Annotated in this window: 21 protein-coding genes; 10 read left to right on the top strand and 11 right to left on the bottom strand. The window is 59.0% G+C overall.

Going from position 1 to position 23850, the window contains the following annotated elements:
- Nucleotides 1-134: 134 nt before the first annotated feature.
- The 3 genes from entF to fes are packed head-to-tail and all read right to left on the bottom strand — an operon-like array spanning nt 135 to nt 5408.
- Nucleotides 135-3992 carry an enterobactin non-ribosomal peptide synthetase EntF gene (gene entF, locus URZ40_RS20845; protein WP_320721088.1) on the bottom strand — a complete coding sequence of 1286 codons (3858 nt, stop codon included), beginning with the start codon at nt 3990-3992 and terminating at the stop codon, nt 135-137.
- Nucleotides 3989-4201 carry an MbtH family protein gene (locus URZ40_RS20840; RefSeq protein ID WP_166710396.1) on the bottom strand — a complete coding sequence of 71 codons (213 nt, stop codon included), beginning with the start codon at nt 4199-4201 and terminating at the stop codon, nt 3989-3991. Before URZ40_RS20840 ends, entF begins: the two co-directional genes overlap by 4 nt.
- Nucleotides 4202-4211: 10 nt before the next feature.
- Nucleotides 4212-5408: an enterochelin esterase gene (gene fes / locus URZ40_RS20835; protein ID WP_320721087.1), complete on the bottom strand. Its 1197-nt coding sequence runs from the start codon at nt 5406-5408 to the stop codon at nt 4212-4214.
- A 146-nt stretch (nt 5409-5554) separates the two neighbouring features.
- Between fes and URZ40_RS20830 the strand changes: the two genes are divergently transcribed.
- Nucleotides 5555-7795, top strand: coding sequence for a TonB-dependent siderophore receptor (locus URZ40_RS20830; protein WP_316380731.1), 2241 nt, complete (start codon nt 5555-5557; stop codon nt 7793-7795).
- 61 nt (nt 7796-7856) lie between these two features.
- The gene (gene entD / locus URZ40_RS20825) at nt 7857-8531 is read left to right on the top strand and encodes an enterobactin synthase subunit EntD (protein WP_316380732.1); all 675 of its coding nucleotides are present in this window, start codon (nt 7857-7859) and stop codon (nt 8529-8531) included.
- Here entD and URZ40_RS20820 read toward each other — a convergent pair.
- Genes URZ40_RS20820 through URZ40_RS20805 form a run of 4 tightly spaced genes read right to left on the bottom strand, consistent with a single transcriptional unit; the run spans nt 8482 to nt 11886 of the window.
- A complete protein-coding gene (locus URZ40_RS20820) occupies nt 8482-9324 on the bottom strand; it encodes a metal ABC transporter permease (RefSeq protein WP_316380733.1) in 843 nt (280 codons plus the stop codon). The two genes, entD and URZ40_RS20820, sit on opposite strands and share 50 nt — an antisense overlap.
- Complete coding sequence (gene sitC / locus URZ40_RS20815; protein WP_316380734.1) at nt 9321-10169, bottom strand: iron/manganese ABC transporter permease subunit SitC; 849 nt, start codon at nt 10167-10169, stop codon at nt 9321-9323. The genes URZ40_RS20820 and sitC overlap by 4 nt, the downstream gene beginning before the upstream one ends.
- Nucleotides 10166-10972 carry an iron/manganese ABC transporter ATP-binding protein SitB gene (gene sitB / locus URZ40_RS20810; protein WP_116341291.1) on the bottom strand — a complete coding sequence of 269 codons (807 nt, stop codon included), beginning with the start codon at nt 10970-10972 and terminating at the stop codon, nt 10166-10168. The genes sitC and sitB overlap by 4 nt, the downstream gene beginning before the upstream one ends.
- Before the next feature lie 2 nt (nt 10973-10974).
- Nucleotides 10975-11886 (bottom strand): metal ABC transporter substrate-binding protein, encoded by a 912-nt coding sequence (locus tag URZ40_RS20805; RefSeq protein WP_320721086.1) that lies wholly within the window; start codon nt 11884-11886, stop codon nt 10975-10977.
- Between the two features lie 212 nt (nt 11887-12098).
- On the opposite strand from URZ40_RS20805, the gene URZ40_RS20800 reads away from it, so the two are divergent.
- From URZ40_RS20800 to URZ40_RS20790, 3 genes are read left to right on the top strand one after another with little or no spacing between them, the layout of a single operon-like run.
- Nucleotides 12099-12659, top strand: coding sequence for a type IV secretion protein Rhs (locus URZ40_RS20800; protein WP_320721085.1), 561 nt, complete (start codon nt 12099-12101; stop codon nt 12657-12659).
- Entirely contained in the window at nt 12656-13012 is a 357-nt protein-coding gene (locus tag URZ40_RS20795) for a putative T6SS immunity periplasmic lipoprotein (RefSeq protein WP_316380737.1), read from the top strand. The genes URZ40_RS20800 and URZ40_RS20795 overlap by 4 nt, the downstream gene beginning before the upstream one ends.
- Nucleotides 13012-13503: a type VI secretion system tube protein Hcp gene (locus tag URZ40_RS20790; protein ID WP_316380738.1), complete on the top strand. Its 492-nt coding sequence runs from the start codon at nt 13012-13014 to the stop codon at nt 13501-13503. Before URZ40_RS20795 ends, URZ40_RS20790 begins: the two co-directional genes overlap by 1 nt.
- A gap of 141 nt (nt 13504-13644) precedes the next feature.
- Here the strand turns inward: URZ40_RS20790 and nadS are convergent, their stop codons facing one another.
- The 3 genes from nadS to betT all read right to left on the bottom strand — a co-directional run bounded on the left by nadS (nt 13645) and on the right by betT (nt 16379).
- Entirely contained in the window at nt 13645-13929 is a 285-nt protein-coding gene (gene nadS / locus URZ40_RS20785) for a NadS family protein (RefSeq protein WP_316380739.1), read from the bottom strand.
- A gap of 2 nt (nt 13930-13931) precedes the next feature.
- A complete protein-coding gene (locus tag URZ40_RS20780; protein ID WP_316380802.1) occupies nt 13932-14207 on the bottom strand; it encodes an addiction module toxin RelE in 276 nt (91 codons plus the stop codon).
- A gap of 138 nt (nt 14208-14345) precedes the next feature.
- Nucleotides 14346-16379 carry a choline BCCT transporter BetT gene (betT, locus tag URZ40_RS20775; protein WP_029741651.1) on the bottom strand — a complete coding sequence of 678 codons (2034 nt, stop codon included), beginning with the start codon at nt 16377-16379 and terminating at the stop codon, nt 14346-14348.
- Nucleotides 16380-16507: 128 nt separating this feature from the next.
- On the opposite strand from betT, the gene betI reads away from it, so the two are divergent.
- The 5 genes from betI to URZ40_RS20750 all read left to right on the top strand — a co-directional run bounded on the left by betI (nt 16508) and on the right by URZ40_RS20750 (nt 23016).
- Nucleotides 16508-17095 (top strand): transcriptional regulator BetI, encoded by a 588-nt coding sequence (gene betI / locus URZ40_RS20770; protein WP_116341295.1) that lies wholly within the window; start codon nt 16508-16510, stop codon nt 17093-17095.
- A 13-nt stretch (nt 17096-17108) separates the two neighbouring features.
- Nucleotides 17109-18581, top strand: coding sequence for a betaine-aldehyde dehydrogenase (gene betB, locus URZ40_RS20765; protein WP_320721084.1), 1473 nt, complete (start codon nt 17109-17111; stop codon nt 18579-18581).
- A gap of 13 nt (nt 18582-18594) precedes the next feature.
- Complete coding sequence (gene betA / locus URZ40_RS20760; RefSeq protein WP_232935908.1) at nt 18595-20274, top strand: choline dehydrogenase; 1680 nt, start codon at nt 18595-18597, stop codon at nt 20272-20274.
- Between the two features lie 273 nt (nt 20275-20547).
- Nucleotides 20548-21288, top strand: coding sequence for an SDR family oxidoreductase (locus tag URZ40_RS20755; RefSeq protein ID WP_163330504.1), 741 nt, complete (start codon nt 20548-20550; stop codon nt 21286-21288).
- Nucleotides 21289-21321: 33 nt separating this feature from the next.
- Nucleotides 21322-23016 carry a thiamine pyrophosphate-binding protein gene (locus URZ40_RS20750; protein WP_320721083.1) on the top strand — a complete coding sequence of 565 codons (1695 nt, stop codon included), beginning with the start codon at nt 21322-21324 and terminating at the stop codon, nt 23014-23016.
- A 33-nt stretch (nt 23017-23049) separates the two neighbouring features.
- Here URZ40_RS20750 and URZ40_RS20745 read toward each other — a convergent pair whose 3' ends face one another.
- Nucleotides 23050-23748: a GNAT family protein gene (locus URZ40_RS20745; RefSeq protein WP_316380744.1), complete on the bottom strand. Its 699-nt coding sequence runs from the start codon at nt 23746-23748 to the stop codon at nt 23050-23052.
- Nucleotides 23749-23850 lie beyond the last annotated feature (102 nt).

Here is a 23850-nt window from a genome sequence, read left to right as displayed (position 1 = left end):
GGGGGGGGTGGCGGCGCCTGGGGCGGCCGGGCGCGCGCGCGCCCCCCCCCCCCCCCCCCCCCCCCCCCCCCCCCCCCCCCCCCCCCCCCCCCCCCCCCCCCCCCCCCCCCCCCCCCCCCCCGGCGCTTTTGACGTTACCCCAATATATCCTTCAACACTGGCCCAATTTTCTCAAACGCCTTCGGTGAAATGATATCCACGTGGGTGCAGTCCTGGCTGTACACCTCCAGTTCGCTCACCCACGGCGCCCACGCGACCTGCGGATTCATCGTTCGCGTCCGCTCGGCGACAAAAAGCGTCGCTTTGCCGTCAAACCGCGCGCTGTGCGCCGAGGTGAGCAGCCGTACCGCGTCGGCGTAGTTGCCTTCGATAGCGTTAAACAGCTCGCTGGAGCCCTGCCCCTGCTGCGCGGCGATAAACGCCTGGCGCTCGCGCTCAATTTCCGCCAACACCTCCGGGTCGAGGCCGTTGGCCTCTTTCTCCGCCCAGTTCTGGGTTTCCGGCGGCCAGGTGTCCAGCAGGCCGAGGAAGGCCACCTCTTCACCCAGCTCGCGCAGACGGGCGGCAATGCCCTGCGCCAGCGTGCCGCCGAGAGAATAGCCGAACAGATAATATGGCCCCTGTGGCTGCTGCTTACGCAACGTATTCAGGTGATGCTCAATCACCCCATCCAGATCCGCACACTGCTGCATCGGCCCCTCTGGTCGAGGAGACTGAATGCCGGTAATTGACCAGCGCGGGCTGAGGTAGCGCGCCAGCACGCTAAACTGCCAGGCAAAGCCGGACGCAGGATGGAAGCAGAACAGCGTCGGGCCGCTGCCTTCGCGCAGCGGCAGAAGGGTTTCATAGCCCAGACGCTGCGCCTGCTCGTCGCTCATCTGTGAATCCAGCAGCGCGCTAAGCTTGCTCACCGTCGAGGCGACCATAATCTGCCCCGGCGTCACCTTGCGCTCGAACACGCGGCTAAGCTGCGCCGCCAGGCGCATCGCCAGCAGCGAGTGTCCGCCGAGGGCAAAGAAGTCGGCTTCGATATCGTTGACCTCACAGCCCAGCAGGGCGGAGAACGCCTGCGCAACGGCGGTTTCGGTTTCCGTCTCCGGCGCGCGGCCGGAGGTTTTGCTGGTCAGCTCCGGCAGCGGCAGCGCCTTGCGGTCGAGCTTGCCGTTGGCGCTGAGCGGCAGCGTGCTGATTTGCAGCAGCACCACCGGCACCATATGCGGCGGCAATTGGGCTTTGAGCGATTCCAGCAGCGCGTCGCGGTCCAGCGGTAAACCGGATTCGGAGACCACATACCCCACCAGCTGGCGGGCATCGCCTCCCGTCGCCGCCGCCTGGTTGAACACGCAGGCGTGGGCGACGGCCTGGGCCACGTCCGGCAGCGCGAGCATCGCCCGGTCGATTTCGCCCAGCTCGATGCGCTGGCCGCGGATTTTTAACTGATCGTCGCTGCGGCCGAGATATTCCACCGCCCCGTTGTCCAGCCAGCGGGCGACGTCACCGGTACGATACATCCGCTCGCCGGGAGCGAACGGGTCGGCAATAAAGCGGCTGGCGGTGAGGTCCGGACGGCCCAGATACCCCTGCGCCAGCTGAATGCCGGTGAGATACAGATCCCCCGCCACGCCAAACGGCACCGGGCGCATCATCGCGTCCAGAATGCGCAGCCCCGTGTTCCACACCGGGAAGCCGATCGGCACGCTGTTGCCCTCCACCGCCGCCAGCTCGGGACCATAAGCCGGATACCAGCTGACGTCCACCGCCGCTTCCGTTGGGCCATAGAGGTTATGCAGCGGCGCATGGGTTAACTGCTCCCACTCGCGGCACAGCTCGGTCGGCAGCGCTTCGCCGCTGCAGAACACCTGCTTAAGGGTTTTGCAGCACGCAGCGTTTTCCGGCGTCAGCGAGGCGACAAAGGCCGCCAGCATCGACGGCACGAAGTGGGTGGTGGTCACGCCGTACTGCGCGAAGAGGCTCTGCATCGCCTGCGGATCGCGGTGCGCGTCCGGCTCTGCCATCACCAGCTTCGCCCCGGCGATAAACGGCCACCAGAACTCCCACACCGATACGTCAAAGCTGCACGGCGTTTTCTGCGCCACCACGTCCTTCGCGTCCAGCGGGTAGTGATCCTGCATCCACTTCAGGCGGTTAACGATGGCGGTATGGCCGACCATGACCCCTTTCGGGCGCCCCGTCGAGCCGGAGGTAAAGATGATGTACGCCGTCTGCTCCGGCCTGGCCAGGCGCAGCGGTTCCACCTCCGCAGCCGGTAACAGTGTGTTGTAACTAAACGCCGTAATCGGCAGATCGCTAAAGCGCGAACGCTGTTCGTCGGTGGTAATGAGCAACGAAGGTTTGGCATCTTCCAGCATCATCCGCAGACGGTCATCCGGGTAGCCGGTCTCGAGCGGCAGCCACGCGGCACCGGCCTCGACAATGCCGTGCAGCGCCAGAGTCAGGAACACCGAGCGCGGCAGGGCCACTGCCACGCTGTCGCCCGGCTTCACGCCGCGAGCGCGCAGCAGGTTTGCCAGCGCGATCACCTGCTGGCGCATCTCACGATAGCTAAGCTCAATATGCGCGTCCGCCAGCGCGGGGGCGTCCGGTGTTTTGCTCGCCTGCTCCGCCACCAGATCCGCCAGCGTGGTGGACGGCAGCGCCAGCCCGGTATCGTTGATGCGCGCCAGCTGCTGGTATTCCTGCGCTGAAACGGTTTCCACTTCGCCACAGCGCAGGTCAGGGTTGGCCGCAAACTGCAGCAGCATCGCGTTCAGACGCGCGACGTGGCGGGTGAGCGTCACTTCATCGTAACGCTGTTTATTGGCGAGGATCTCAATACTCAGGCCACCCTGCTCGTCCGGGAACAGCGCCAGCTCCAGATCGTTCACCGGGCCGGTTGCCAACGTGTGGGTGATGGCCTCCACGCCGTCGATATCCAGCTGATAATCGAACACCTTGACGTTCAGCACCGGGCCAAACAGCGCTTCGTCGCCTGCGGCGCGCCCGCCGTCGCGCACGATCTGCTCGGCGTCGTAGCGCTGATGACGGCGCATTTTTTTCAGCTGTTTCGCGAGGCGCAGCGCCAGCGCCGGCAGGCTCTCCTGCGGGTTGATATTCACCGCCAGCGGCAGCACGTTGAGCACCGGTCCGGTCGCGGTCAGCGCGGCGGAGCCCATGCGGCGCATAAAGATAAACCCGGCGGCGTAATCCAACCGCCCGGTCAGGCGGCCCAGCCACAGCGCCACCAGCGCAAGGGCCAGATCGGTGCGCTGCGCCTGCCCTGCCGCCTGCGCAAGCTGGCTAAAGGCGCGAGCGTCCGTTGCAATTTTCAGGCGCAGGATATCGGTGGTGGCGGCGCGTCCCGGCAGCGGCGCGGAAGAGAGCGAGACCGGAGAAGGAAGCTGCCTGCGCTGCTCTGCCCAGAAGGCGCCGTCGCGCTGATACGCCTCGCTTTGACGGTAGCGCTGGTACTCCTCCACCACTTCGGCAAACGGCGTAAACGGGGATACGGGCGTCGGGTCACCCTTCTTCCACGCGGCGTAAATCGCGGCGATCTGGCGGGTAATGGCCGGGAAGCTGAAGCCATCCACCACCAGATGGTGATAGCGCTGATACCAGTACCAGTGGCTTTCACCCACCTGAATCAGCTGGTGAAACGCCAGCGGCTGGCCGCTCTCGACGCGCAGGTTTTGATTGAGATCGGCCTCCATCAGCGCCACGGCGGCGTCGTGAGAATCAACGCGAACGACAGGTGGCTCCGGCAAAATGACGGTGTCATCCACCCACTGCCACACCTCGCCGTTATCCTCGGCAAAACGCATCCGCAGGGTATCGGCCTGCATCATGCCTTCAGCGATGGCTTTAGCCAGCAACGGCGCGTCGATATCGCCTTTCAGCTCAGTGTAGTGCGCCACGCTCCAGGCGTTTGGCAGGGAGGATAGCTGTTCCGCCATCCAGATACCCGGCTGGGCGGCGACGAGAGGTAGACGGTTCATGCGCTCCCCTCCGCAAAATGGGACGGTTCAAGCGTGCGCCAGCGTTCGGCCAGCCACTGCTGGCACGCCTCCTGAGACTGTGCCTCGCACACCACGCGCCAGCCCGCGGGCAGTTCGCACTGCTGCGGCCACAGGCTGTACTGGCCCTGGTCGTTTTGCAAAATGGCGAACTGTCCCTGCGGATTATCGAAAGGATTGCTGAATTCCATACAGACTCCGTTATTGAATAAGCGGCTGCCAGAGGGTCATCAGCCCCTGCGTCAGCCCACCGCGCCAGCAAAGCGCGTCGTGTCCGCCGTCAACCTGACGCCAGTAAACCTGCTGCGCGCGGAGTTCGGCGTAAATCGCCTGGTTCGCGCGGAAGATAAGCGGCTCGTTACGCCCGGCCTCAAGGATGATGCGCAGCCCGCGTGCGTTTTTTTCACCCGCTTTAAGCTGTTCGATGAGCAGCCCGTCCTGCTGCCCGCCGCGGTGCGGCCACCAGTAGGATCCGGACTGGCTGAGGATGCAGCCAAATCGCTGCGGCCAGTTAAGGCCAGCGTACAGCGAAGAGAGGCCGCCAAAGCTCTGGCCCGCGACCACGGTACGGTCGGCGCGGTCGCTGAAGGGCGCGAGCTGTTTTACATGAGGGAGAAGTTCTTCCTGCACCGCCAGCCAGAAATCAGGATTACAGGGCAATTCGCGGCTGCGATGTTCCATGTCGATCGCATCAATTAATACGTAGACCGCAGGCGGCAGTTTGCGCTCGGTGGTAAGCGACGCCAGCGCGGGCCAGACGGGCATGCTTTCGGCCCAGAACTGACCGTCGAGCAGCACCGCCAGCGGACGTTCCGGGCCGTCATCCCCGGTGGTGAAAATCCAGACGCGACGGTGGTTTTTCAGGCGCGCGCTTTCCCATTCAATGCAGATCGGCGCCTTGAAGGGCGTTTTGGGCTGATTCCAGCCGGGCTGAACGGGCGCGTCCGGCATCTCCAGCGCCGAGACGGCATGACCGCGCCCGCCGCGCCAGCTCTGCGGATTCAGCGGGTCGGAAACCGCGTGCGGCAGCAGCCTGCGCCAGCCTTCGCGCAGCGCCATGCGGTCCGGCTGCTGGCCTTCAAACACGGTATCGGCAAAATCGTTTTCATTTACGGAGGGGATAAAACAGTAGCTGCCGCGCCATTCCGGGCTGAACTCGCCCTGCCACTGCCAGACGTCGGTATCCGGAATGCGTTCAAGAGATTGCGGGCGGGCATTCTGATGATGGTCGGTCACGCCGGTAACGTAGAGCCAAACGCGTTTGATTGCCGACGTTTTCTGCGTGCCTTTCGGGTCACGCCACCAGAAGGTGACGCGATATTTCCCTTGTTCAGGCTTCCATTCCGGCCCGTTTTTGGACTGCCACCACGCTTCACTTCCGGTTGTTAACGCCGTCACCCTTATAACCCCATGTTTAACAGACTTTTTTGTTTCAGGACAAATTTTATTGATAATATTATTGATAACTATTTGCATTTGCAATAGCGTAATGCCCGCGCTGTGGGAAGCGCGTTCATTAAATAACCATAAAAGCGGGACGTACAATGAATAAGAAGATTCACTCTCTGGCCTTGCTGGTCAATTTAGGGATTTATGGTGTCGCGCTGCCCGCCATGGCAGACGACAACACCGCCTCCGCGCAGCACGAAGACACCATGGTGATCACCGCCGCCGAGCAGAACCTGCAGGCGCCCGGGGTTTCCACCATCACCGCCGACGAGATCCGCAAAAACCCGCCCGCGCGCGACGTGGCGGAAATCATCCGCACCATGCCGGGCGTTAACCTCACCGGAAACTCCACCAGCGGCCAGCGCGGGAACAACCGCCAGATTGACATTCGCGGCATGGGCCCGGAAAACACCCTTATCCTGATCGACGGCAAGCCGGTCACCAGCCGTAACTCCATCCGTCTGGGCTGGCGCGGCGAGCGCGATACGCGCGGCGATACCGGCTGGGTGCCGCCGGAGATGATCGAGCGCATTGAGGTCATTCGAGGCCCGGCAGCCGCACGCTACGGTAACGGCGCGGCAGGCGGCGTGGTGAACATCATCACCAAAAAATTCGACGACCAGTGGCACGGCTCCTGGAACACCTACCTGAACGCGCCTGAACACAAGGACGAAGGTTCCACCAAACGCACCAACTTCAGCCTCAGCGGCCCGCTGGGCGGCGACTTCAGCTTCCGCATGTTCGGTAACCTGGATAAGACCCAGGCCGACGCGTGGGACATCAACCAGGGCCACCAGTCTGAGCGTACCGGCGCTTACGCCAACACCCTCCCTGCGGGCCGTGAAGGGGTGGAGAACAAAGACATCAACGGCGTGGTGCGCTGGGACTTCGCACCGATGCAGTCTCTGGAGTTTGAGGCGGGCTACAGCCGCCAGAACAACCTCTATGCGGGCGATACGCAGAACACCAACAACGACAGCGCGCTGGTGAAGAAAAACTACGGCAAAGAGACTAACCGTATTTATCGCCAGAACTTCGCGGTGACCTGGAACGGCGGCTGGGACAACGGCATTACCACCAGCAACTGGGCGCAGTACGAACACACCCGCAACTCCCGCCTGGGCGAAGGGCTGGCGGGCGGTACGGAAGGCCTGTTCAACAGCGATAAATTCACCGACACCGACCTGGCCGACGTGATGCTGCACAGCGAAATCAACCTGCCGATCGATTTCCTCGTCAACCAGAACCTGACTCTGGGTACCGAGTGGAACCAGCAGCGCATGAAGGACTCCACCTCCTTCTCGCAAACCCTGCAGGGCGGCACCATTCCGGGCATGAGCAACGACCGCAGCCCGTACACCTCGGCGGAGATTTTCTCCCTTTTCGCCGAAAACAACATGGAGCTGACCGACAGCACCATGCTGACCCCTGCCCTGCGCTTCGACCATCACACCATCGTCGGCAACAACTGGAGCCCGTCACTTAACCTGTCGCAGGCTCTGGGGGATGACTTCACGCTGAAGATGGGGATCGCGCGCGCCTACAAAGCGCCGAGCCTGTACCAGACCAACCCGAACTACCTGCTCTACAGCAAAGGCCAGGGCTGCTACGCAAGCTCTGACGGCGTGGGCTGCTACATGATGGGCAACGACGACCTGAAAGCCGAAACCAGCATCAACAAAGAGATTGGCCTGGAGTGGAAACGCGACGGCTGGCTGGCGGGTGTGACCTGGTTCCGCAACGACTACCGCGACAAGATTGAAGCGGGCTACGCGCCAATCGGTCACACCTCGTCCGGTAAAGTGCAGACGGACATCTACCAGTGGGAAAACGTGCCGAAGGCGGTGGTGGAAGGTCTGGAAGGCTCCCTGAACGTGCCGGTCAGCGACACGATTAACTGGACCAACAACATCACCTGGATGCTGCAGAGCAAGAACAAGGAGACCGGCGACCGTTTGTCGATCATTCCGGAGTACACCCTGAACTCAACCCTGAGCTGGCAGGTGCATCAGGACGTCTCGCTCCAGTCGACCTTTACCTGGTACGGCAAGCAGCAGCCGAAGAAGTACAACTACAAAGGCCAGCCGGTTACCGGGTCTGAGAAAGACGAAATCAGCCCGTACAGCATCGTTGGCCTGAGCGCGACCTGGGACATGACCAAAAACGTCAGCCTGACCGGCGGCGTGGACAACGTCTTCGACAAGCGTCAGTGGCGCGCGGGTAATGCCCAGACGACCGGAAATGCCACCACCGGTGCGTATATGTACGGTGCGGGTGCGTATACGTATAATGAACCGGGTCGCACCTGGTACATGAGCGTGAATACGCGTTTTTAAGGCACTGAAGTCAATCCTTCCCTCTCCCCTCCGGGGAGAGGGTCAGGGTGAGGGGAAAACCATGCACACCACCCACAGCACTTATTCTCTCGCCGGCCACACCCTCCACCGCATTACCTTCGACCCCGCCACCTTCACCGACGCCGATCTCCTCTGGCTCCCCCATCACGCACAGCTCGCTGACGCAGGACGCAAGCGCAAGGCCGACCATCTCGCCGGACGCATCGCTGCCGCGCACGCATTGAACGATCGCACCATTCCCGCGATCGGCCCCAGCGGGGAACCGCTCTGGCCGGAGGGCGTTTCCGGCAGCATCACCCACAGCGGCACGCAGGCCATGGCGGTGGTGGTTCGCGACAGACTCGCGCTTATCGGCATCGACTGCGAAACCATCCTGCCCGAAAATGAAGCCAGAGAAATTAAAGACGGCGTCATTGATGCCCGGGAAGAGCGCGTGCTTTCCCACTCGGGATACCCGTTTGCCCTCGCCCTGACGCTGGCGTTCAGCGCCAAAGAGAGCCTGTTCAAGGCCCTCTTTCCGCGGGTTCAGGCCTGGATGGGATTTGACAGCGCCCGCGTCACCATGCTCGACGATAAGACGCTTACGCTGGCCTTGACCCGTCAACTGGCAGGCTTTAACGAAGGCGCCACCTTCACCCTGCACTGGCAGCAGCAGGGCGAGCAAGCTATCGCCCTGCTGTCACGCTCTCCTGCCGACGGGCCTTCACGCTGGTAACCCCAAACGTCACGATAAACACCGCCGCGAACAGCACCACAATGGTCGGTGCAGGCGCGCTGTCGAGATAAAACGAGGCATACACGCCGCTAACCGACACGATGGCTGAAACGGCGACCGCCACCAGCAGCGCCATGTGGAAGCGCCGGGTGATGAGCACCGCTACCGCGCCGGGCGCGATCAGCAGTGAAATCGACAGAATAATCCCCACCGCCTTCAGCGTCGCCACGATGGTCAGCGACACCATGCACAGTAAACCATAGTGGAGCCAGCGGGTGCGCAGGCCGCTCGCCTGAGCCTGCTGATAGTCAAAGCAGAACAGCAGAAAGTCCCGCCACTTCAGGCCAATCACCAGCGCGATCAGCCCCGCCACGATCCCGCTTTGCAGAATGTCCATCCCGTTAATGCCCAGCATATCGCCGAACAAAATGTGGTCGAGATGCACCTCTGGCTTGACGGCGATATAGAGGATTAGGCCAGCGCCGAACATGCCGGAAAAGACGATCCCCATGACCGTATCCTGCTTGATGCGGCTGTTGTCCTTCAGGTAGCCGGTGGCAACCGCGCAGAACAGACCGGCCACGAACGCACCCAGCGCCAGCGGCAGGCCCATTATCCAGGCCAGCACGACGCCGGGAAACACCGCGTGGCTCATGGCGTCGCCCATCAGCGCCCAGCCTTTCAGCACCAGGAAAACGGACAGCAGCGCGCAGGGCACGGCCACCAGGAGTGAAATCAGCAGCGCGTTAGTCATAAACGCAAACTGGAAAGGTTCAAGGAGGATTGCCATCATGGGTGTGCCTCCCGCGCGCGACGGCGGCTGGCGAGCAGACCGTGCTTCGGCGCAAAGACGAACGCCAGCAGGAACAGCAGCGTCTGGGCGACGACAATAATGCCGCCGGTGGCGCCGTCCAGATAATAGCTGGCCCACGCGCCGAGGAAGCTGGTGATGCTGCCAATGGCGACGGCAATCATCAGCAGGCGCGGGAAGCGGTCGGTGAGCAGCCACGCGGTCGCGCCGGGGGTGACCACCAGACAGATCACCAGAAACGCCCCGACGGTTTGCAGCGCCGCCACGGTGGAGACCGCCAGCAGGGTAAAGAAGAGGATCTTCAGACGTTCAGGACGCAGGCCGATGGCGCGGGCGTGGTTCTCATCAAAAAAGGTCACCATCAGATCTTTCCATTTGAACAGCAGGATAACCATCGACACCGCGCCGATAATCGCCAGCTGGACGATATCTTCCGGGGCGATGGCGAGAATATTGCCGAGCACGATGGTCTGAATATTCACCGAGGTCGGGTTGAGCGAGACCATAAACAGCCCGAGCCCGAAAAAGGAGGAGAAGATCAGCCCGATGATGGCGTCCTCTTTCAGGCGGCTACGCTGGTTGAGAAACAGCATGCTCCCCGCCGCCAGCCCGCCCGACAGGAACGCCCCCAGCGAGAACGGCAGCCCGAGCATGTACGCTCCCGCCACGCCCGGCACGATGGAGTGCGAGAGCGCATCGCCGATCAGCGACCAGCCTTTGAGCATCAGATAGCAGGAGAGAAACGCGCACAGCCCGCCCACCATCGCCGAGACCCACATCGCGTTGAGCATGTACTCGTAGCCGAAGGGTTCGAGAAGCGCGTTCATTTGGCCTCCTGTCGGTGGGTCACAAACGGCCGTTCGTCGTCGGTAATAATGCGATCTTCCGAGCCGCTGAGCACCACGTGGCGCAGCACGCCGCTGAAGGCGCGCTCAAGGTTCTCGGCGGTGAAGGTGGTGTCCGTCGGGCCGCTCGCCAGCACGGTGCCCTTGACCATCACCGTGTAATCGCAAAACTCTGTGACTGAACCTAAATTGTGGGTCGAGACAAGCATGGTTTTGCCCTCGTCGCGCAGCTCCCGCAGCAGGGTGATGATCCTGGCTTCGGTTTTGACGTCCACGCCGGTAAACGGCTCGTCGAGCAGGATCACCTCGCCCTGCTGGGCAATCGCCCGCGCCAGAAACACGCGCTTCTTCTGCCCGCCGGAGAGCTCGCCAATCTGCCGGTGGCGCAGCTCGAGCATATCCACGCGCTTCAGGGCGTCGGTCACTATTTGCCTGTCGCGCGCTTTAGGTCGGCGCAGGAAACCCATATGGCCGTAGCGGCCCATCATCACCACGTCTTCAACCAGCACCGGAAACGACCAGTCAACCTCTTCCGACTGCGGCACGTAGGCGACCAGATTCTGACGCAGCGCCCGGTGAGGCGGCAGCCCCAGAATGGTGATAGTGCCGCTCGCCGCCCGCACAAAGCCCATCACCGCCTTAAACAGCGTGGACTTGCCTGAACCGTTCACCCCCACCAGCGCGGCAATCGATCCGCCCGGCACGCTGAACGACGCATCGCGCAGCGCCGTGTGGCCGTTGCGGTAGGTCACGGTCACGTCTGTGACAACAATCCCCTTGTGCATGGTTACTCCTTCATGCCGTCACGGATGCCCTGCACCAGCGTGCGGGTGGTGACGTTCAGCAGATCGATATAGGTCGGCACCGGGCCGTTTTCCGCGCTCAGGGAGTCAACGTACAGCACGCCGCCGTAATGGGCGCCGGTTTCACGCGCCACCTGACGGGCGGGCTTATCCGAGACCGTGCTTTCGCTGAACACCGCCGGGATGTGATGTTTTTTAACCAGATCGATAACCTTGCGCACCTGCTGCGGCGTGCCCTGCCGATCGGCGTTGATCGGCCACAGGTAAAGCTCTTTCATGCCCAGATCCCGTGCCAGATAAGAGAATGCCCCTTCGCTGGTTACCATCCAGCGTTTGTCTTCCGGGATCTCCGCGACCTGCTTACGCAGCGGTTCGAGGGTGGCAGTGATCTTCTGCTTGTAGGCTTCCGCGTTGCGCTGATACGTCTGCGCGTTGGCCGGATCGTACTTCACCAGCGCGTCGCGGATGTTGTCGATGTAGATCAGGGCGTTGTCCGGCGACATCCACGCGTGCGGGTTGGGCTTGCCGTTATACGGCCCTTCGCCAATCCCCATCGGGGTAATACCTTTGGTGACAATCACCTCCGGCACGCCGTTCAGGTGCTGATAAAAACGCTGGAACCACAGTTCCAGATTCATGCCGTTCGCCAGGATCAACTGCGCCTTCTGCGCGCGTTTGATATCCCCCGGCGTAGGCTGGTACTCGTGGATTTCCGCGCCCGGCTTGGTAATGGAGGTCACGTCTGCGGCGTCACCCGCCACGTTTTTCGCCATATCGGCGATAACGGTAAAGGTGGTGATGACCTGAAACTTTTCAGCCGCCAGCGCGCCGGTAGTGGTCGCAGTCATGAGCAGCGCGCCGAGCAACAGACGCTTCAATCCTTGCAGTGGGTGCATTGCAGAAGTCTCCAGAGGTGTTTAAATTCAAAGCAAAATTAGCCCGTGCTATAAGGTATAGCACAGGCTATATTTTAATGAAAATAGTTATCATTAAAGTTATGTCAATGAAGGGCGTGCAGGAGAAGTTTTAGGAAAAGTGCGTTCTTTTTTCTCCCACGGTCAAGAGTATGATTTATGGTCAATACCCATATTAAATAAGTGGAATTGACATGCCGGTTAATGAAAGAATTCATCCCACATCGGGAACCCCGATTAATCCGGGAGGGGTCCGACAGCTCACTGTTGGTGAAATCGCTCTGGCGAAGACGCTTTACGGTTACAGCATTCGCTATCATCGGGTTTGGGTGCACAGGGAAAGTTATCTTCCTTTTAATTTGCAACCGGTTGATGTGGCGATGAGTCCCAACGGGGAAATGTGGTACAGAGAGGAAACGTATTCGCCGGATTTTTCGTTAGAGAAAAGCCTCCGAAAACAGCATCGATTCATGCATGAAATGATGCACGTCTGGCAGACGCAAAAAGGTATGTTTGTCAGAACCAGGGGATTATTTTCTGGCATTGCTGATTATTCATACAGCTTAGATAAAGCAGATCTATTGCATTATGGTTTAGAGCAACAGGCATCAATAGTAAGTGACTATTGGTTATTGAAATACCATGGTTTAACAAACAATGAGCATTTATTTGAATATCGTGATTTTAACCGGAATGAGACTATTTATTATCTTCTTCAGAAATACCAAACAATTTTGAGAGGTTTTCCTGGATGAAAAAAATAATTACCTTGCTTAGTTTATGCATTTTACTGACGGGCTGTCCGGGAGGCAAACGTGCACCATATCCCAGAGCCACGTATATTAATGGAGATTATCTCTGTTTTAGCGTAAATAAAAAAGACAAACTTAATTATTATACAATTTACTCTAGTGAAGGTAGCGATATAACCATCGTCACTGGTTCCGGAAGGAAACAATTGAATCTTAACTACCCTGATAATTGCATAGATATCAATTGGAAATATGGATACACCTACGTAATCAACTATGGCCTGAATGGCGCAGATTATGAACATGAGTTTTTTATCGATAACGACGGGCAACTAACTAATCTGGGAGGATTATAATGTCATTACCCGCTTACTTATTTCTCTATGATGAGAATGGAATGCTCATTCAGGGCGATTGTTTGATGCCAGGCCGGGAAGGTGCTATTGAAATCATGAACAGCAGTTACGGCATAAAGCAGGCAGTGGACAGTCATACCGGAAATATGACCGGAACACGGCAGCATGGCCCGGTTACTCTGCATAAGCAATTAGATAAAGTGAGTCCTTATCTTGCCGTTGCCGCCTGCGAGGGCAGACGCCTGCAAAAAGCCATTATCAAATATTATGAAATTGTTGAAGCGGGAGCAGAAAGAGAGATCTACACCATTACGCTTGATAGCGTGGTGATCTCATCCCTAGACTTCACGCATGTCTATTACCCGGGCAGCTCAGCGCCGAATATGCATGAAGTGGTTGGACTTAGATTCCGGGGTATTCAGTGGAATTATGCGAAAGGCAATATTCTTTATGGCGATGCATGGATGAAACCCGCGCAAAAAGAAAAATAAGATGAAAATTTTACATGAAGAAAATATTGCCCTACAGTCCCAATCCACATTCAAAGCCTGATGGCGCTTCGCTTATCAGGCCTGCGGAAAAGTGGTTTTGTAGGCCGGGTAAGCGCAGCGCCACCCGGCATAAAGGGTTGCTTACTGCCCGGCAAGTGCCTTATAAAACGCAGGATTCGCCTGAATCACATTAAGTACCTTCGCCGCAAGTCCGGTTGGGTTACGGCGTTTGGACTCCCAGCTTTTTATCGTATCGACGCTAGTGCCAAGCGCCTTCGCCATCTCACTTTGCGTGATATTGAGCTGCTCTCTGATTGCGCGCACATCTGCAACTTCATAGCGGGTTACTCTGGAAGCGGCTTTCCTTCCGCTATGGATCTCAACGGCCTCTTCAAGCGAAGATTTTAATTCATCAAAGATACTCATTATCAGCCTCCACCTGCCTGATTGGGGTACATAGTACACCTTTCATTTACGGCATTGGAAGCCGTATTTTTCAGAACAGAAGTCAGCTTTTTAAGTTCTACTTTCTCTGCTTCTGTCAGGCTGTCCTTTATGCATTTTGGATAGGCCATGATAAGATCGCCTTTATCAGGCCAGGCAATGAGTTCCTTTTGCAGATCCTTTAATTCATCATCCGTAGCAATGCTTTTAATCTGTCGGGTAAAGAGTGATGTTTCGATAAACTCTATCGCATGACTCATCCATAGTTCCTTCCCTAAACGCAGCAAAAGCCCGAATGCTTCAGCACCAGGCTCTTGCTGCATGGTTACTCTTCCTTGAGTAATACTGCGCCAAATAACTGTATTTATATACAGCCTAAAGGTATTTTAAGAATCCGTTTAAACATCCGGGAACATCACGCTATTACCCGGCGCTTCCCTGTGCAGATGGATAAAGTTCAGGTGCCGTTCATACTGGTCCAGAATATCCGTTATCACCTGCTCCTTGCTGTAATCCATCAAATCATTCCCCTGGCTCCCCTCCAGCAGGAAGGTCTCCAGCCGGTAGTAGGTCGATTTCCCGCTGCGCGCCCGGTAGGTAAAACCGGGGACCGAGTACTGCTGCGGCCAAATCTGATAGACAAAGTTCTGCTCGTCGCCCATGTGCACCAGCAGATCCAGGTGCCCCAGGGTCTCGCCCTCCTCCGGCGGCAGGTTTTTCAGCTCCACGTAAGCACCACGCAGCTTCAGCTCCTGTGCCACCTCTTCCATTGCGGGGAAGCAGACCGTCTCCATCATCTGTTTGGTGTAGCGCGTGCCAGGGTAGTTCATCAGGCGCGAGAGGCGTTTCTTCCAGCTCAGCCTGTCCTGCGCCCCCATCGGACGCGGCGCGGTGTCGCGGCTCGCGCTGACGCGGCGGTAGTCTTCCACCTTGAGCGATTTATACAGCCCGGCCATCACGAAGAAGATGACGAAGCTGAACGGCAGGCCCATGATCACCGTGGTGTTCTGCAGCGCCGAAATGCCGTTGGTCATCAGCATGCCGAGCGTCAGCAGGCCGATGGCGACGGACCAGAAGATGCGCAGCCAGTTCGGCGCATCACTGTTGATGTCCTTGAGCTTCGAGGTGAAGTTGCCCAGCACCAGCGCGCCGGAATCCGCCGAGGTGACGTAGAACAGCAAACCGGTGATGGTCGCCACGGAGGCGCTAAAGGTAAACGCCGGGTACTGCGCCAGCAGGCTGTAGAAGCCGCGCTCCGGGTGCGCCATCGCTTCCTGTGCGAAGGTCGCGTTGCCGTGGATGATCTCGTGCAGCGCGCTGTTGCCGAAAATCGACAGCCACAGCAGGGTAAAGGTGAACGGAATAATCAGCGTGCCCATCACGAACTGGCGGATGGTGCGCCCGCGCGAAATACGCGCCAGGAACAGGCCAACAAACGGCGACCACGCCACCCACCACGCCCAGAAGAACAGCGTCCAGTTGTTCATCCACTCCACCGGACGGTCGAAGGCGAAGCTGTTCAGCGTCATGCCCATAAAGCGGTTTACGTAGTCGCCCACGTTAAGCACTAAGGCATTGAGCAGGAACGAGGTGTCGCCCATAAACAGCACGAACAGGATAAGCCCCAGCGCCAGCGCCACGTTCAGCTCGGAGAGCACGCGGATGCCCTTATCGACGCCTGAGGTCACCGAAATGGTGGCGATAATAACGGAGAGCGCAATCAGCGCCGCTTTGGCCGCCATCGAGTCCGGGATGTCAAACAGCACGCTCAGCCCGTAGTTGAGCTGCACCACGCCAATCCCGAGCGTGGTGGCGATACCAAAGATGGTGCCGATCACCGCCGCGATATCAACGCTGTGGCCAATCGGGCCGTTAATTTTTTTACCGAAAATCGGATACAGCGCGGAGCGGATGGTAAGGGGCAAATTATAACGATAGCTAAAGTATCCGAGCGCCATGCCCATCAGGGCATACATCGACCAGCCCGTCAGGCCGTAGTGGAACAGCGTCCAGACCATGGCCTGGCGCGCGGCCTCCATCGTCTGCCCTGCCCCTTCCGGCGGTTGCATATACTGCGTGACCGGTTCCGCCACGGAGAAGAACATCAGGTCGATGCCGATGCCCGCGGCAAACAGCATCGCGGCCCAGCTCAGCAGGCTGAACTCGGGCTTGGACTGCTCTGGCCCGAGCTTCACTGACCCAAAGCGCGAACAGGCAATGCAAACCACGAAAACAATGTAGAGCGTCGCCGCCAGCAGGTAGTACCAGCCGAAGGTCTTCGACACCCAGTTCAGGGTGCGCCCAATCCACTCGGCAGAAAAATCGCGAAAGAAGATCGTCGTCAGGGAAAACAACAAAATCAGCCCGGCGGAAGTATAAAAAACGACCGGGTTGATTTTGTCTTTTTCTCTGTCCTGTGAAAGGTCTGTCATCCAGTATCCTCACTGTTTTTGTAACTATTAAAATCCAAATCCGCAACAATTAAGACACATTTTATATTGAACGTCCAATCAAAAACCGCTTTAATATATAACCAACGCTGATGAATGGAGTGGCAAAAATGCCCAAAGTGGGGATGCAGCCGATCCGGCGCAGGCAGCTTATCGACGCCACGCTGGAAGCAATTAATGAAGTGGGCATGCACGATGCGACCATCGCGCAAATCGCCCGTCGGGCGGGCGTGTCCACGGGGATCATCAGTCACTATTTCAAAGACAAAAACGGCCTGCTGGAAGCGACCATGCGCGACATTACCGGCCAGCTGCGCGACGCGGTATTGAGCCGTTTACACGCCCTGCCGGGCGGCAGCGCGGAGCAGCGCCTGCAGGCGATTGTCAGCGGCAACTTCGATGAAACCCAGGTCAGCGGCGCGGCGATGAAGGCCTGGCTGGCCTTCTGGGCAAGCAGCATGCACCAGCCGATGCTCTATCGCCTGCAGCAGGTCAGCAGCCGCCGCCTGCTCTCAAACCTGGTGTACGAGTTCCGCCGCGAGCTGCCGCGTGAACAGGCTGAAGAGGCGGGCTACGGGCTCGCGGCGCTGATCGACGGGCTGTGGCTGCGCGCCGCGCTGAGCGGCAAGCCGCTGGACAAAACCCTGGCGCAGTCGCTCACCAGCCACTTTATCAGCCAGCATTTACCGACCGAATAACCGAGGAGAATTTATGTCCCGAATGGCAGAACAGCAGCTTTATATCAATGGTGGTTATACATCCGCCACCAGCGGTCGCACCTTCGAGACCATCAACCCGGTCAACGGTGAAGTTCTGGCGAGCGTACAGGCCGCCGGGCGAGAAGATGTCGACCGCGCCGTGGAAAGCGCAAAACGCGGGCAAAAAATCTGGGCGGCAATGACCGCCATGGAGCGCTCGCGCATTCTGCGACGCGCCGTCGACATCCTGCGCGAACGCAACGACGATCTGGCGAAACTGGAAACCCTCGACACCGGTAAAGCGTATTCCGAAACCTCAACCGTCGATATCGTCACCGGCGCGGATGTGCTGGAGTACTACGCTGGGCTGATCCCGGCGCTGGAAGGCAGCCAGATCCCGCTGCGCGACACCTCGTTCGTCTACACCCGCCGCGAGCCGCTGGGCGTGGTGGCGGGCATCGGCGCGTGGAACTACCCGATCCAGATCGCCCTGTGGAAATCGGCCCCGGCGCTGGCGGCAGGCAACGCGATGATCTTCAAGCCAAGCGAAGTGACGCCGCTCACCGCCCTGAAGCTTGCGGAGATCTACACCGAAGCGGGCCTGCCGGACGGCGTGTTTAACGTCCTGCCGGGCGTGGGCGCGGAAACCGGCCAGTACCTGACCGAGCATCCTGGCATCGCGAAAGTCTCCTTCACCGGCGGCGTCGCCAGCGGCAAAAAGGTGATGGCCAACTCGGCGGCCTCGTCCCTGAAAGAGGTGACGATGGAGCTGGGCGGCAAATCCCCGCTGATTATTTTTGACGATGCGGATCTGGATCTCGCGGCAGACATCGCCATGATGGCGAACTTTTTCAGCTCCGGCCAGGTGTGCACCAACGGCACCCGCGTGTTCGTGCCCGCGAAGTTTAAAGCAACGTTTGAGCAGAAAATCGTTGAGCGCGTGGGCCGCATCCGCGCAGGCGATCTGTTCGATGAACGTACCAACTTCGGCCCGATGGTCAGCTTCCCGCACCGCGACAGCGTGATGCGCTACATCGCCAAAGGCAAAGAGGAAGGCGCCCACGTGCTGTGCGGCGGCGACGTGCTGAAGGGCGACGGCTTTGACAACGGCGCGTGGGTCGCCCCGACCGTGTTCACCGACTGCACCGACGAGATGACCATCGTGCGCGAAGAGATCTTCGGCCCGGTGATGTCCATCCTCACCTATGAAACCGATGAAGAAGCCATTCGCCGCGCCAACGACACCGACTACGGGCTGGCGGCGGGCATCGTCACTGCCGACCTGAACCGCGCCCACAGCGCTATTCATCAGCTCGAAGCGGGCATCTGCTGGATCAACACCTGGGGTGAATCCGCCGCAGAGATGCCGGTCGGCGGCTACAAACACTCCGGCATTGGCCGCGAGAACGGTGTGATGACGCTGCAGAGCTACACCCAAGTGAAGTCCATCCAGGTTGAGATGGGTAAATTCCAGTCCATATTTTAACCGGGAGGTTTATTTGCAATTTGACTACATCATTATCGGGGCCGGCTCTGCCGGCAACGTCCTGGCAACGCGACTGACTGAAGATCCGAACACCACCGTCCTGCTGCTTGAGGCGGGCGGGCCGGATTACCGCTTTGACTTCCGCACCCAGATGCCCGCCGCGCTGGCGTTCCCTTTGCAGGGCAAGCGCTACAACTGGGCGTACGAAACCGAGCCAGAGCCGTACATGAACAACCGCCGCATGGAGTGCGGACGCGGTAAAGGGCTGGGCGGCTCGTCGCTGATCAACGGCATGTGCTACATCCGCGGTAACGCGATGGATCTCGACCACTGGGCGAAAGAGCCGGGCCTGGAGCACTGGAGCTACCTCAACTGCCTGCCCTACTACCGCAAGGCAGAGACGCGCGACGTGGGCCCGAATGACTACCACGGCGGCGACGGTCCGGTGAGCGTTACCACCTCGAAGCCGGGCGTGAACCCGCTGTTTGAGGCGATGGTGGAGGCTGGCGTGCAGGCGGGCTATCCGCGCACCGAGGATCTCAACGGCTACCAGCAGGAAGGCTTCGGCCCGATGGACCGCACGGTCACGCCGCAGGGCCGACGCGCCAGCACCGCACGCGGCTATCTGGACCAGGCAAAACAGCGCCCGAACCTGACCATCCGCACCCACGCCACGACCGATCGCATTCTGTTCGACGGCAAGCGCGCCGTGGGCGTCGAGTGGCTGGAGGGTGAAAGCACTATTCCGTCCAACGCGACGGCGATCAAAGAGGTGCTGCTGTGCGCAGGGGCCATTGCTTCCCCGCAGATCCTCCAGCGCTCCGGCGTGGGCAGCGCGGACCTGCTGAAGCAGTTTGATATTCCGCTGGTGCACGACCTGCCCGGCGTGGGCGAAAATCTCCAGGATCACCTGGAGATGTACCTTCAGTACGAGTGCAAAGAGCCGGTCTCCCTCTACCCTGCCCTGCAGTGGTGGAACCAGCCGAAGATTGGCGCCGAATGGCTGTTTGGCGGCACCGGCGTAGGGGCGAGCAACCACTTCGAAGCGGGCGGGTTTATCCGCAGCCGCGAGGAGTTCGAATGGCCGAACATTCAGTACCACTTCCTGCCGGTAGCGATTAACTACAACGGCTCGAACGCGGTAAAAGAGCACGGCTTCCAGTGCCACGTCGGATCGATGCGCTCGCCGAGCCGCGGGCACGTGCGGATTAAATCCCGCGATCCGCACCAGCATCCTGCGATCCTGTTCAACTATATGTCCCACGAGCAGGACTGGCAGGAGTTCCGCGACGCGATCCGCATCACCCGCGAGATCATGCACCAGCCCGCGCTGGACAAGTACCGCGGCCGCGAAATCAGCCCGGGCGTCGAGTGCCAGACCGACGAGCAGCTGGACGAGTTCGTGCGTAACCACGCGGAAACCGCGTTCCACCCGTGCGGCACCTGCAAGATGGGCTACGACGAGATGGCGGTGGTCGACGGCGAAGGCCGCGTTCACGGGCTGGAAGGGCTACGCGTGGTGGATGCGTCGATTATGCCGCAGATTATTACCGGCAACCTGAACGCCACCACGATTATGATCGGCGAGAAAATTGCGGATGCCATTCGCGGGCGCGAGCCGCTGGCGAAGAGCACGGCGGCGTATTACGTGGCGAACGGCGCGCCGGTTCGTCAGGCATTACAGAACGTTTAATATTCTGCCCTCTCCGTAAAACGAGAGGGTTTTCAATACATCCCTTCATTACGATAATATTTTTCGATACCTATAAGAAATAAATATTACCCTGCAATTAATTTGTTTATTTAAAAGTCTGTTGACACTGCTCCCGCAATTCAACTAAGTTTAATCGAATGTCTTTCCATTCGAAATATACAATATATTTAAACCTGAAATTAAAGAAAACGTCATTATTCTTTAATTCTCCCCTGCCTTTATTTTTGCATCACTCAACCGCGAGATAAGATCATGAATAATAGTGCAAACCAAGTTGTTGTTATCACCGGCGCCAGCAGCGGTATCGGTCAGGCTATTGCCCTGTATTTAGCGAATAAGCCCTTTTCGCTGGTACTGGTGGCGCGTCGCCTGGACAGAGTTAACGCCCTGGTGGATCGCATCATCCAGCAGGGCGGCCGGGCGATTGCCGTGAAGGCGGACGTGACCCGTCAGGAGGAGGTCCAGCACGCGATTGACGCTGCCGTTGCCGCATACCAACGCGTCGATGTGCTGATCAACAATGCGGGCTTTATGGCTATCGCCCCCATCAGCGAGCGCAAGACCGACGAGTGGGATCGGATGATCGATACCAATCTTAAAGGCGTTTTATACGGCATTGCGGCGGCGTTACCGGTGTTCCAGCGCCAGGGTGGCGGGCATTTTATTAACGTTGCGTCTGTGGCCGGTATTAAGGTGCTTGCGCCCGGCGGCGTGGTCTACAGCGCCACGAAATTCGCCGTCCGCGCGCTGAGCGAAGGCTTGCGTCAGGAGGTGGGTAAAACGGTCCGCACTACGCTTATTTCCCCCGGTGCGGTCGAGAGCGAACTGCAGTTCGGCAGTTCTGACGAAGAGAGTAAAAAATTCCTGCATGAATTTTATAAGCAAGCTATTCCGGCAGATGCCATTGCGCGGGCCGTATTATTTGCTATCGAGCAGCCTGATGATGTTGATGTAAATGAAATTGTCGTCCGGCCAACGCAGGAAGAATTTTAGCATGACTTAAATAACGCTGAATGAGGTGTCATTATGATTAAGTCATTAACGTCCTTATCAGATTTAAATATGCGAACAGGTGCCGATATTCTCCTTGAGGTTCTTGAGAGTGAAGGCGTGGAATATATATTTGGCAACCCCGGCACGACGGAACTCCCGCTGATTGACGCCCTGCTCCGGCATGAAAATATTCATTATATTCTGGCGCTCCAGGAGAGCAGCGTGGTCGCCATTGCTGACGGCTACGCGAAAGCCTCCGGCAAGACCGGTTTTATCAATTTGCACACCGCCAGCGGTCTCGGGCACGGAATGGGAAATTTAATCAACTCGCGGATCATGAAAACGCCGCTGGTTGTCACCGTCGGGCAGCAGGACACGCGGCACTACGTGCGCGACCCGCTCCTGTACGATGACATAGTCTCCATTGGATCGCCGGTGGTGAAATGGGCGCAGGAGGTCACCAGCGCCGACCAGCTCCCGGTTCTTGTGCGTCGCGCGTTCCATGCTGCCAGCTATCCCCCCGCCGGTCCCGTATTGCTCTCTCTGCCAATGAACGTGATGGAAGAGCTGAGCGACGCCGGGATACAAACGGCCTCCAAAGTGAACTACCACACCGTGGCGGGCTCGCTGGACGAACTGGCGGCGGAGCTGAGCCAGGTTACGCCCGGCAGGATCATGATTGTGGCGGGGGATGAAGTTCACTCCAGCGGCTCAACGCCGGAGATTGTCCAGCTTGCAGAAGCGCTAGGTGCACACGTTTACGGCTCATCGTGGCCGTTGAATTTGCCCTTTCCCACGCAGCATGCCCTCTGGCGCGGCAATATGCCTACCACCGCCAGTGAAATTGCCAGCATCGTTAACGCCTACGACGCGGTGTTTATCATCGGGGGTAGAAGCCTGATCACCATATTATACAGCGAAGGAGACGCGATTCCGGGCTCATGCGCGGTCTACCAGCTCTCCGCCGACATGAACGAGCTGGGCCGCACCTACGCTACACGCCTGTCGGTGATGGGGGATATCAAACTCTCCCTGAAGGCGCTCTTACCTCTGCTTGCGCAGCGCCTGGTGGCAGGCAAATTGACGCATCAGCGGCTGCTCAAAACGGCACGCGCTGAACGTGAAAAAGAGTGGCAACTGCAGGAAGAACGTCTGGCTGCCGAGCGGCTGCGCCCGGCTATTTCGCCGATGGTGGCGGCCTATGAAGTCATCAAAGCCGTTCCGCCGGGCGTCACCATTGTTGATGAAGCGATTGCCACAGCCAGACATGTCCGGCGTTTTATCTCCGACCCGCAGCACCAGCGCTACTATTTCATGCGCGGCGGCGGTCTGGGCTGGGGTATGCCTGCGGCGGTGGGCCACTCGCTGGGGCTGGGCCGCGAGCCGGTAGTGTGCCTGATGGGCGACGGCGCCTCGCTGTATTCACCGCAGGCGCTCTGGACGGCGGCACACGAAAACCTGCCGGTCACCTTTATCGTGATGAACAACCGGGAGTACAACGTTCTTAAAAACTTTATGAAGGGCCAGCCGGGCTACAGCTCGACGCAGCTGGGGCGCTTTATCGGGATGGATTTGGTTAACCCGCACATCGATTTTCAGTCGCTGGGCACCGCCATGGGCATTCGCTGTTGTCGGATAACCGATGCCGCAGACATCGCCGAAGCGGTAACCCGCGGACTGCAGTCAGGAAAAACCAACCTGATTGAAATCGCGATTTCCGCGGATTAACTGCATCTTTGCGCTGTACCCTACATAAAAAGCTTATAAACGAAACGCCTCCAGCCGCTTAATCTGCCGCCCCTGGGCGTCAAAATTCTCAGCCGCCAGCCAGGCGCGCAGCTCCGCATCCCTTTGCGGCCATTCGCCGTCAATAATCGAAAGCATATCGCTGTCGCGGTTGCGCCCCTTACGCACCAGCTTCTGGCGCAGGCGTCCTTCCCAGACAAACCCCAGCCGCTCCGCCGCGCGGCGTGAGGCGGTGTTCATCGAATCACATTTCCACTCCAGCCGACGGTACTTGTGCTCGAAGGCATTTTTCAGCAGCAGCCAGACCACTTCGGTTCCGATGCGGGTGCCTTTCATCCTGCGCGACCAGGTGACGTGGCCGATTTCCACCGAGCCCTGAAACCGCTCAATCGCCATGTAGCTCACCAGCCCTACCGCTTTTTCAGTGCGTAAATCGATTACCGCAAACGGGACCAGATCGTCATCCATCACCTTGCCGAGCACCCAGTGCGCGGTGGCTTCCACGCTTTCTGGCTGGGTGCTTGCAAGCCACGTCCAGTCGCTGTCATCACCCAGCGCGTAAGCTTCGTATAAATCAGCCGAATGGCGATCGGCGTCCAGCGGCTCCAGGCGGCAATAATGACCGGTGAGCGGGGTGCGGGTTAAGACGCGGGCGCATTTCCAGTCCGGGACGATATCGTTAACGGTTTGACCATGTTGATTGATTTCGGGCACGGCGGTGACTCCCTGAAAGGTAAGGAGTTTGTTATAGCAGGTTAAAAAGCGGTCGGAAAGGGAGAACGTGCAGGCCGGGTAACGCGTCGCCGCTACCCGGCA

The sequence above is a fragment of the Enterobacter sp. 296B2 genome, assembly GCF_034106185.1.
Classification (GTDB): domain Bacteria; phylum Pseudomonadota; class Gammaproteobacteria; order Enterobacterales; family Enterobacteriaceae; genus Enterobacter; species Enterobacter cloacae_N.
The sequence above is the reverse complement of the archived record's forward strand: the minus strand, read 5'-3'. Positions and strand labels throughout refer to the sequence as shown.

What these genes read in the sequence shown, in the direction of transcription:
- entF (WP_320721088.1), bottom strand. Translation starts at nt 3,992, where the DNA reads ATGAACCGTCTACCTCTCGTCGCCGCCCAGCCGGGTATCTGGATGGCG.
- URZ40_RS20840 (WP_166710396.1), bottom strand. Translation starts at nt 4,201, where the DNA reads ATGGAATTCAGCAATCCTTTCGATAATCCGCAGGGACAGTTCGCCATT.
- URZ40_RS20830 (WP_316380731.1), top strand. Translation starts at nt 5,555, where the DNA reads ATGAATAAGAAGATTCACTCTCTGGCCTTGCTGGTCAATTTAGGGATT.
- entD (WP_316380732.1), top strand. Translation starts at nt 7,857, where the DNA reads ATGCACACCACCCACAGCACTTATTCTCTCGCCGGCCACACCCTCCAC.
- URZ40_RS20820 (WP_316380733.1), bottom strand. Translation starts at nt 9,324, where the DNA reads ATGATGGCAATCCTCCTTGAACCTTTCCAGTTTGCGTTTATGACTAAC.
- sitC (WP_316380734.1), bottom strand. Translation starts at nt 10,169, where the DNA reads ATGAACGCGCTTCTCGAACCCTTCGGCTACGAGTACATGCTCAACGCG.
- sitB (WP_116341291.1), bottom strand. Translation starts at nt 10,972, where the DNA reads ATGCACAAGGGGATTGTTGTCACAGACGTGACCGTGACCTACCGCAAC.
- URZ40_RS20805 (WP_320721086.1), bottom strand. Translation starts at nt 11,886, where the DNA reads ATGCACCCACTGCAAGGATTGAAGCGTCTGTTGCTCGGCGCGCTGCTC.
- URZ40_RS20800 (WP_320721085.1), top strand. Translation starts at nt 12,099, where the DNA reads ATGCCGGTTAATGAAAGAATTCATCCCACATCGGGAACCCCGATTAAT.
- URZ40_RS20795 (WP_316380737.1), top strand. Translation starts at nt 12,656, where the DNA reads ATGAAAAAAATAATTACCTTGCTTAGTTTATGCATTTTACTGACGGGC.
- URZ40_RS20790 (WP_316380738.1), top strand. Translation starts at nt 13,012, where the DNA reads ATGTCATTACCCGCTTACTTATTTCTCTATGATGAGAATGGAATGCTC.
- nadS (WP_316380739.1), bottom strand. Translation starts at nt 13,929, where the DNA reads ATGAGTATCTTTGATGAATTAAAATCTTCGCTTGAAGAGGCCGTTGAG.
- URZ40_RS20780 (WP_316380802.1), bottom strand. Translation starts at nt 14,207, where the DNA reads ATGAGTCATGCGATAGAGTTTATCGAAACATCACTCTTTACCCGACAG.
- betT (WP_029741651.1), bottom strand. Translation starts at nt 16,379, where the DNA reads ATGACAGACCTTTCACAGGACAGAGAAAAAGACAAAATCAACCCGGTC.
- betI (WP_116341295.1), top strand. Translation starts at nt 16,508, where the DNA reads ATGCCCAAAGTGGGGATGCAGCCGATCCGGCGCAGGCAGCTTATCGAC.
- betB (WP_320721084.1), top strand. Translation starts at nt 17,109, where the DNA reads ATGTCCCGAATGGCAGAACAGCAGCTTTATATCAATGGTGGTTATACA.
- URZ40_RS20755 (WP_163330504.1), top strand. Translation starts at nt 20,548, where the DNA reads ATGAATAATAGTGCAAACCAAGTTGTTGTTATCACCGGCGCCAGCAGC.
- URZ40_RS20750 (WP_320721083.1), top strand. Translation starts at nt 21,322, where the DNA reads ATGATTAAGTCATTAACGTCCTTATCAGATTTAAATATGCGAACAGGT.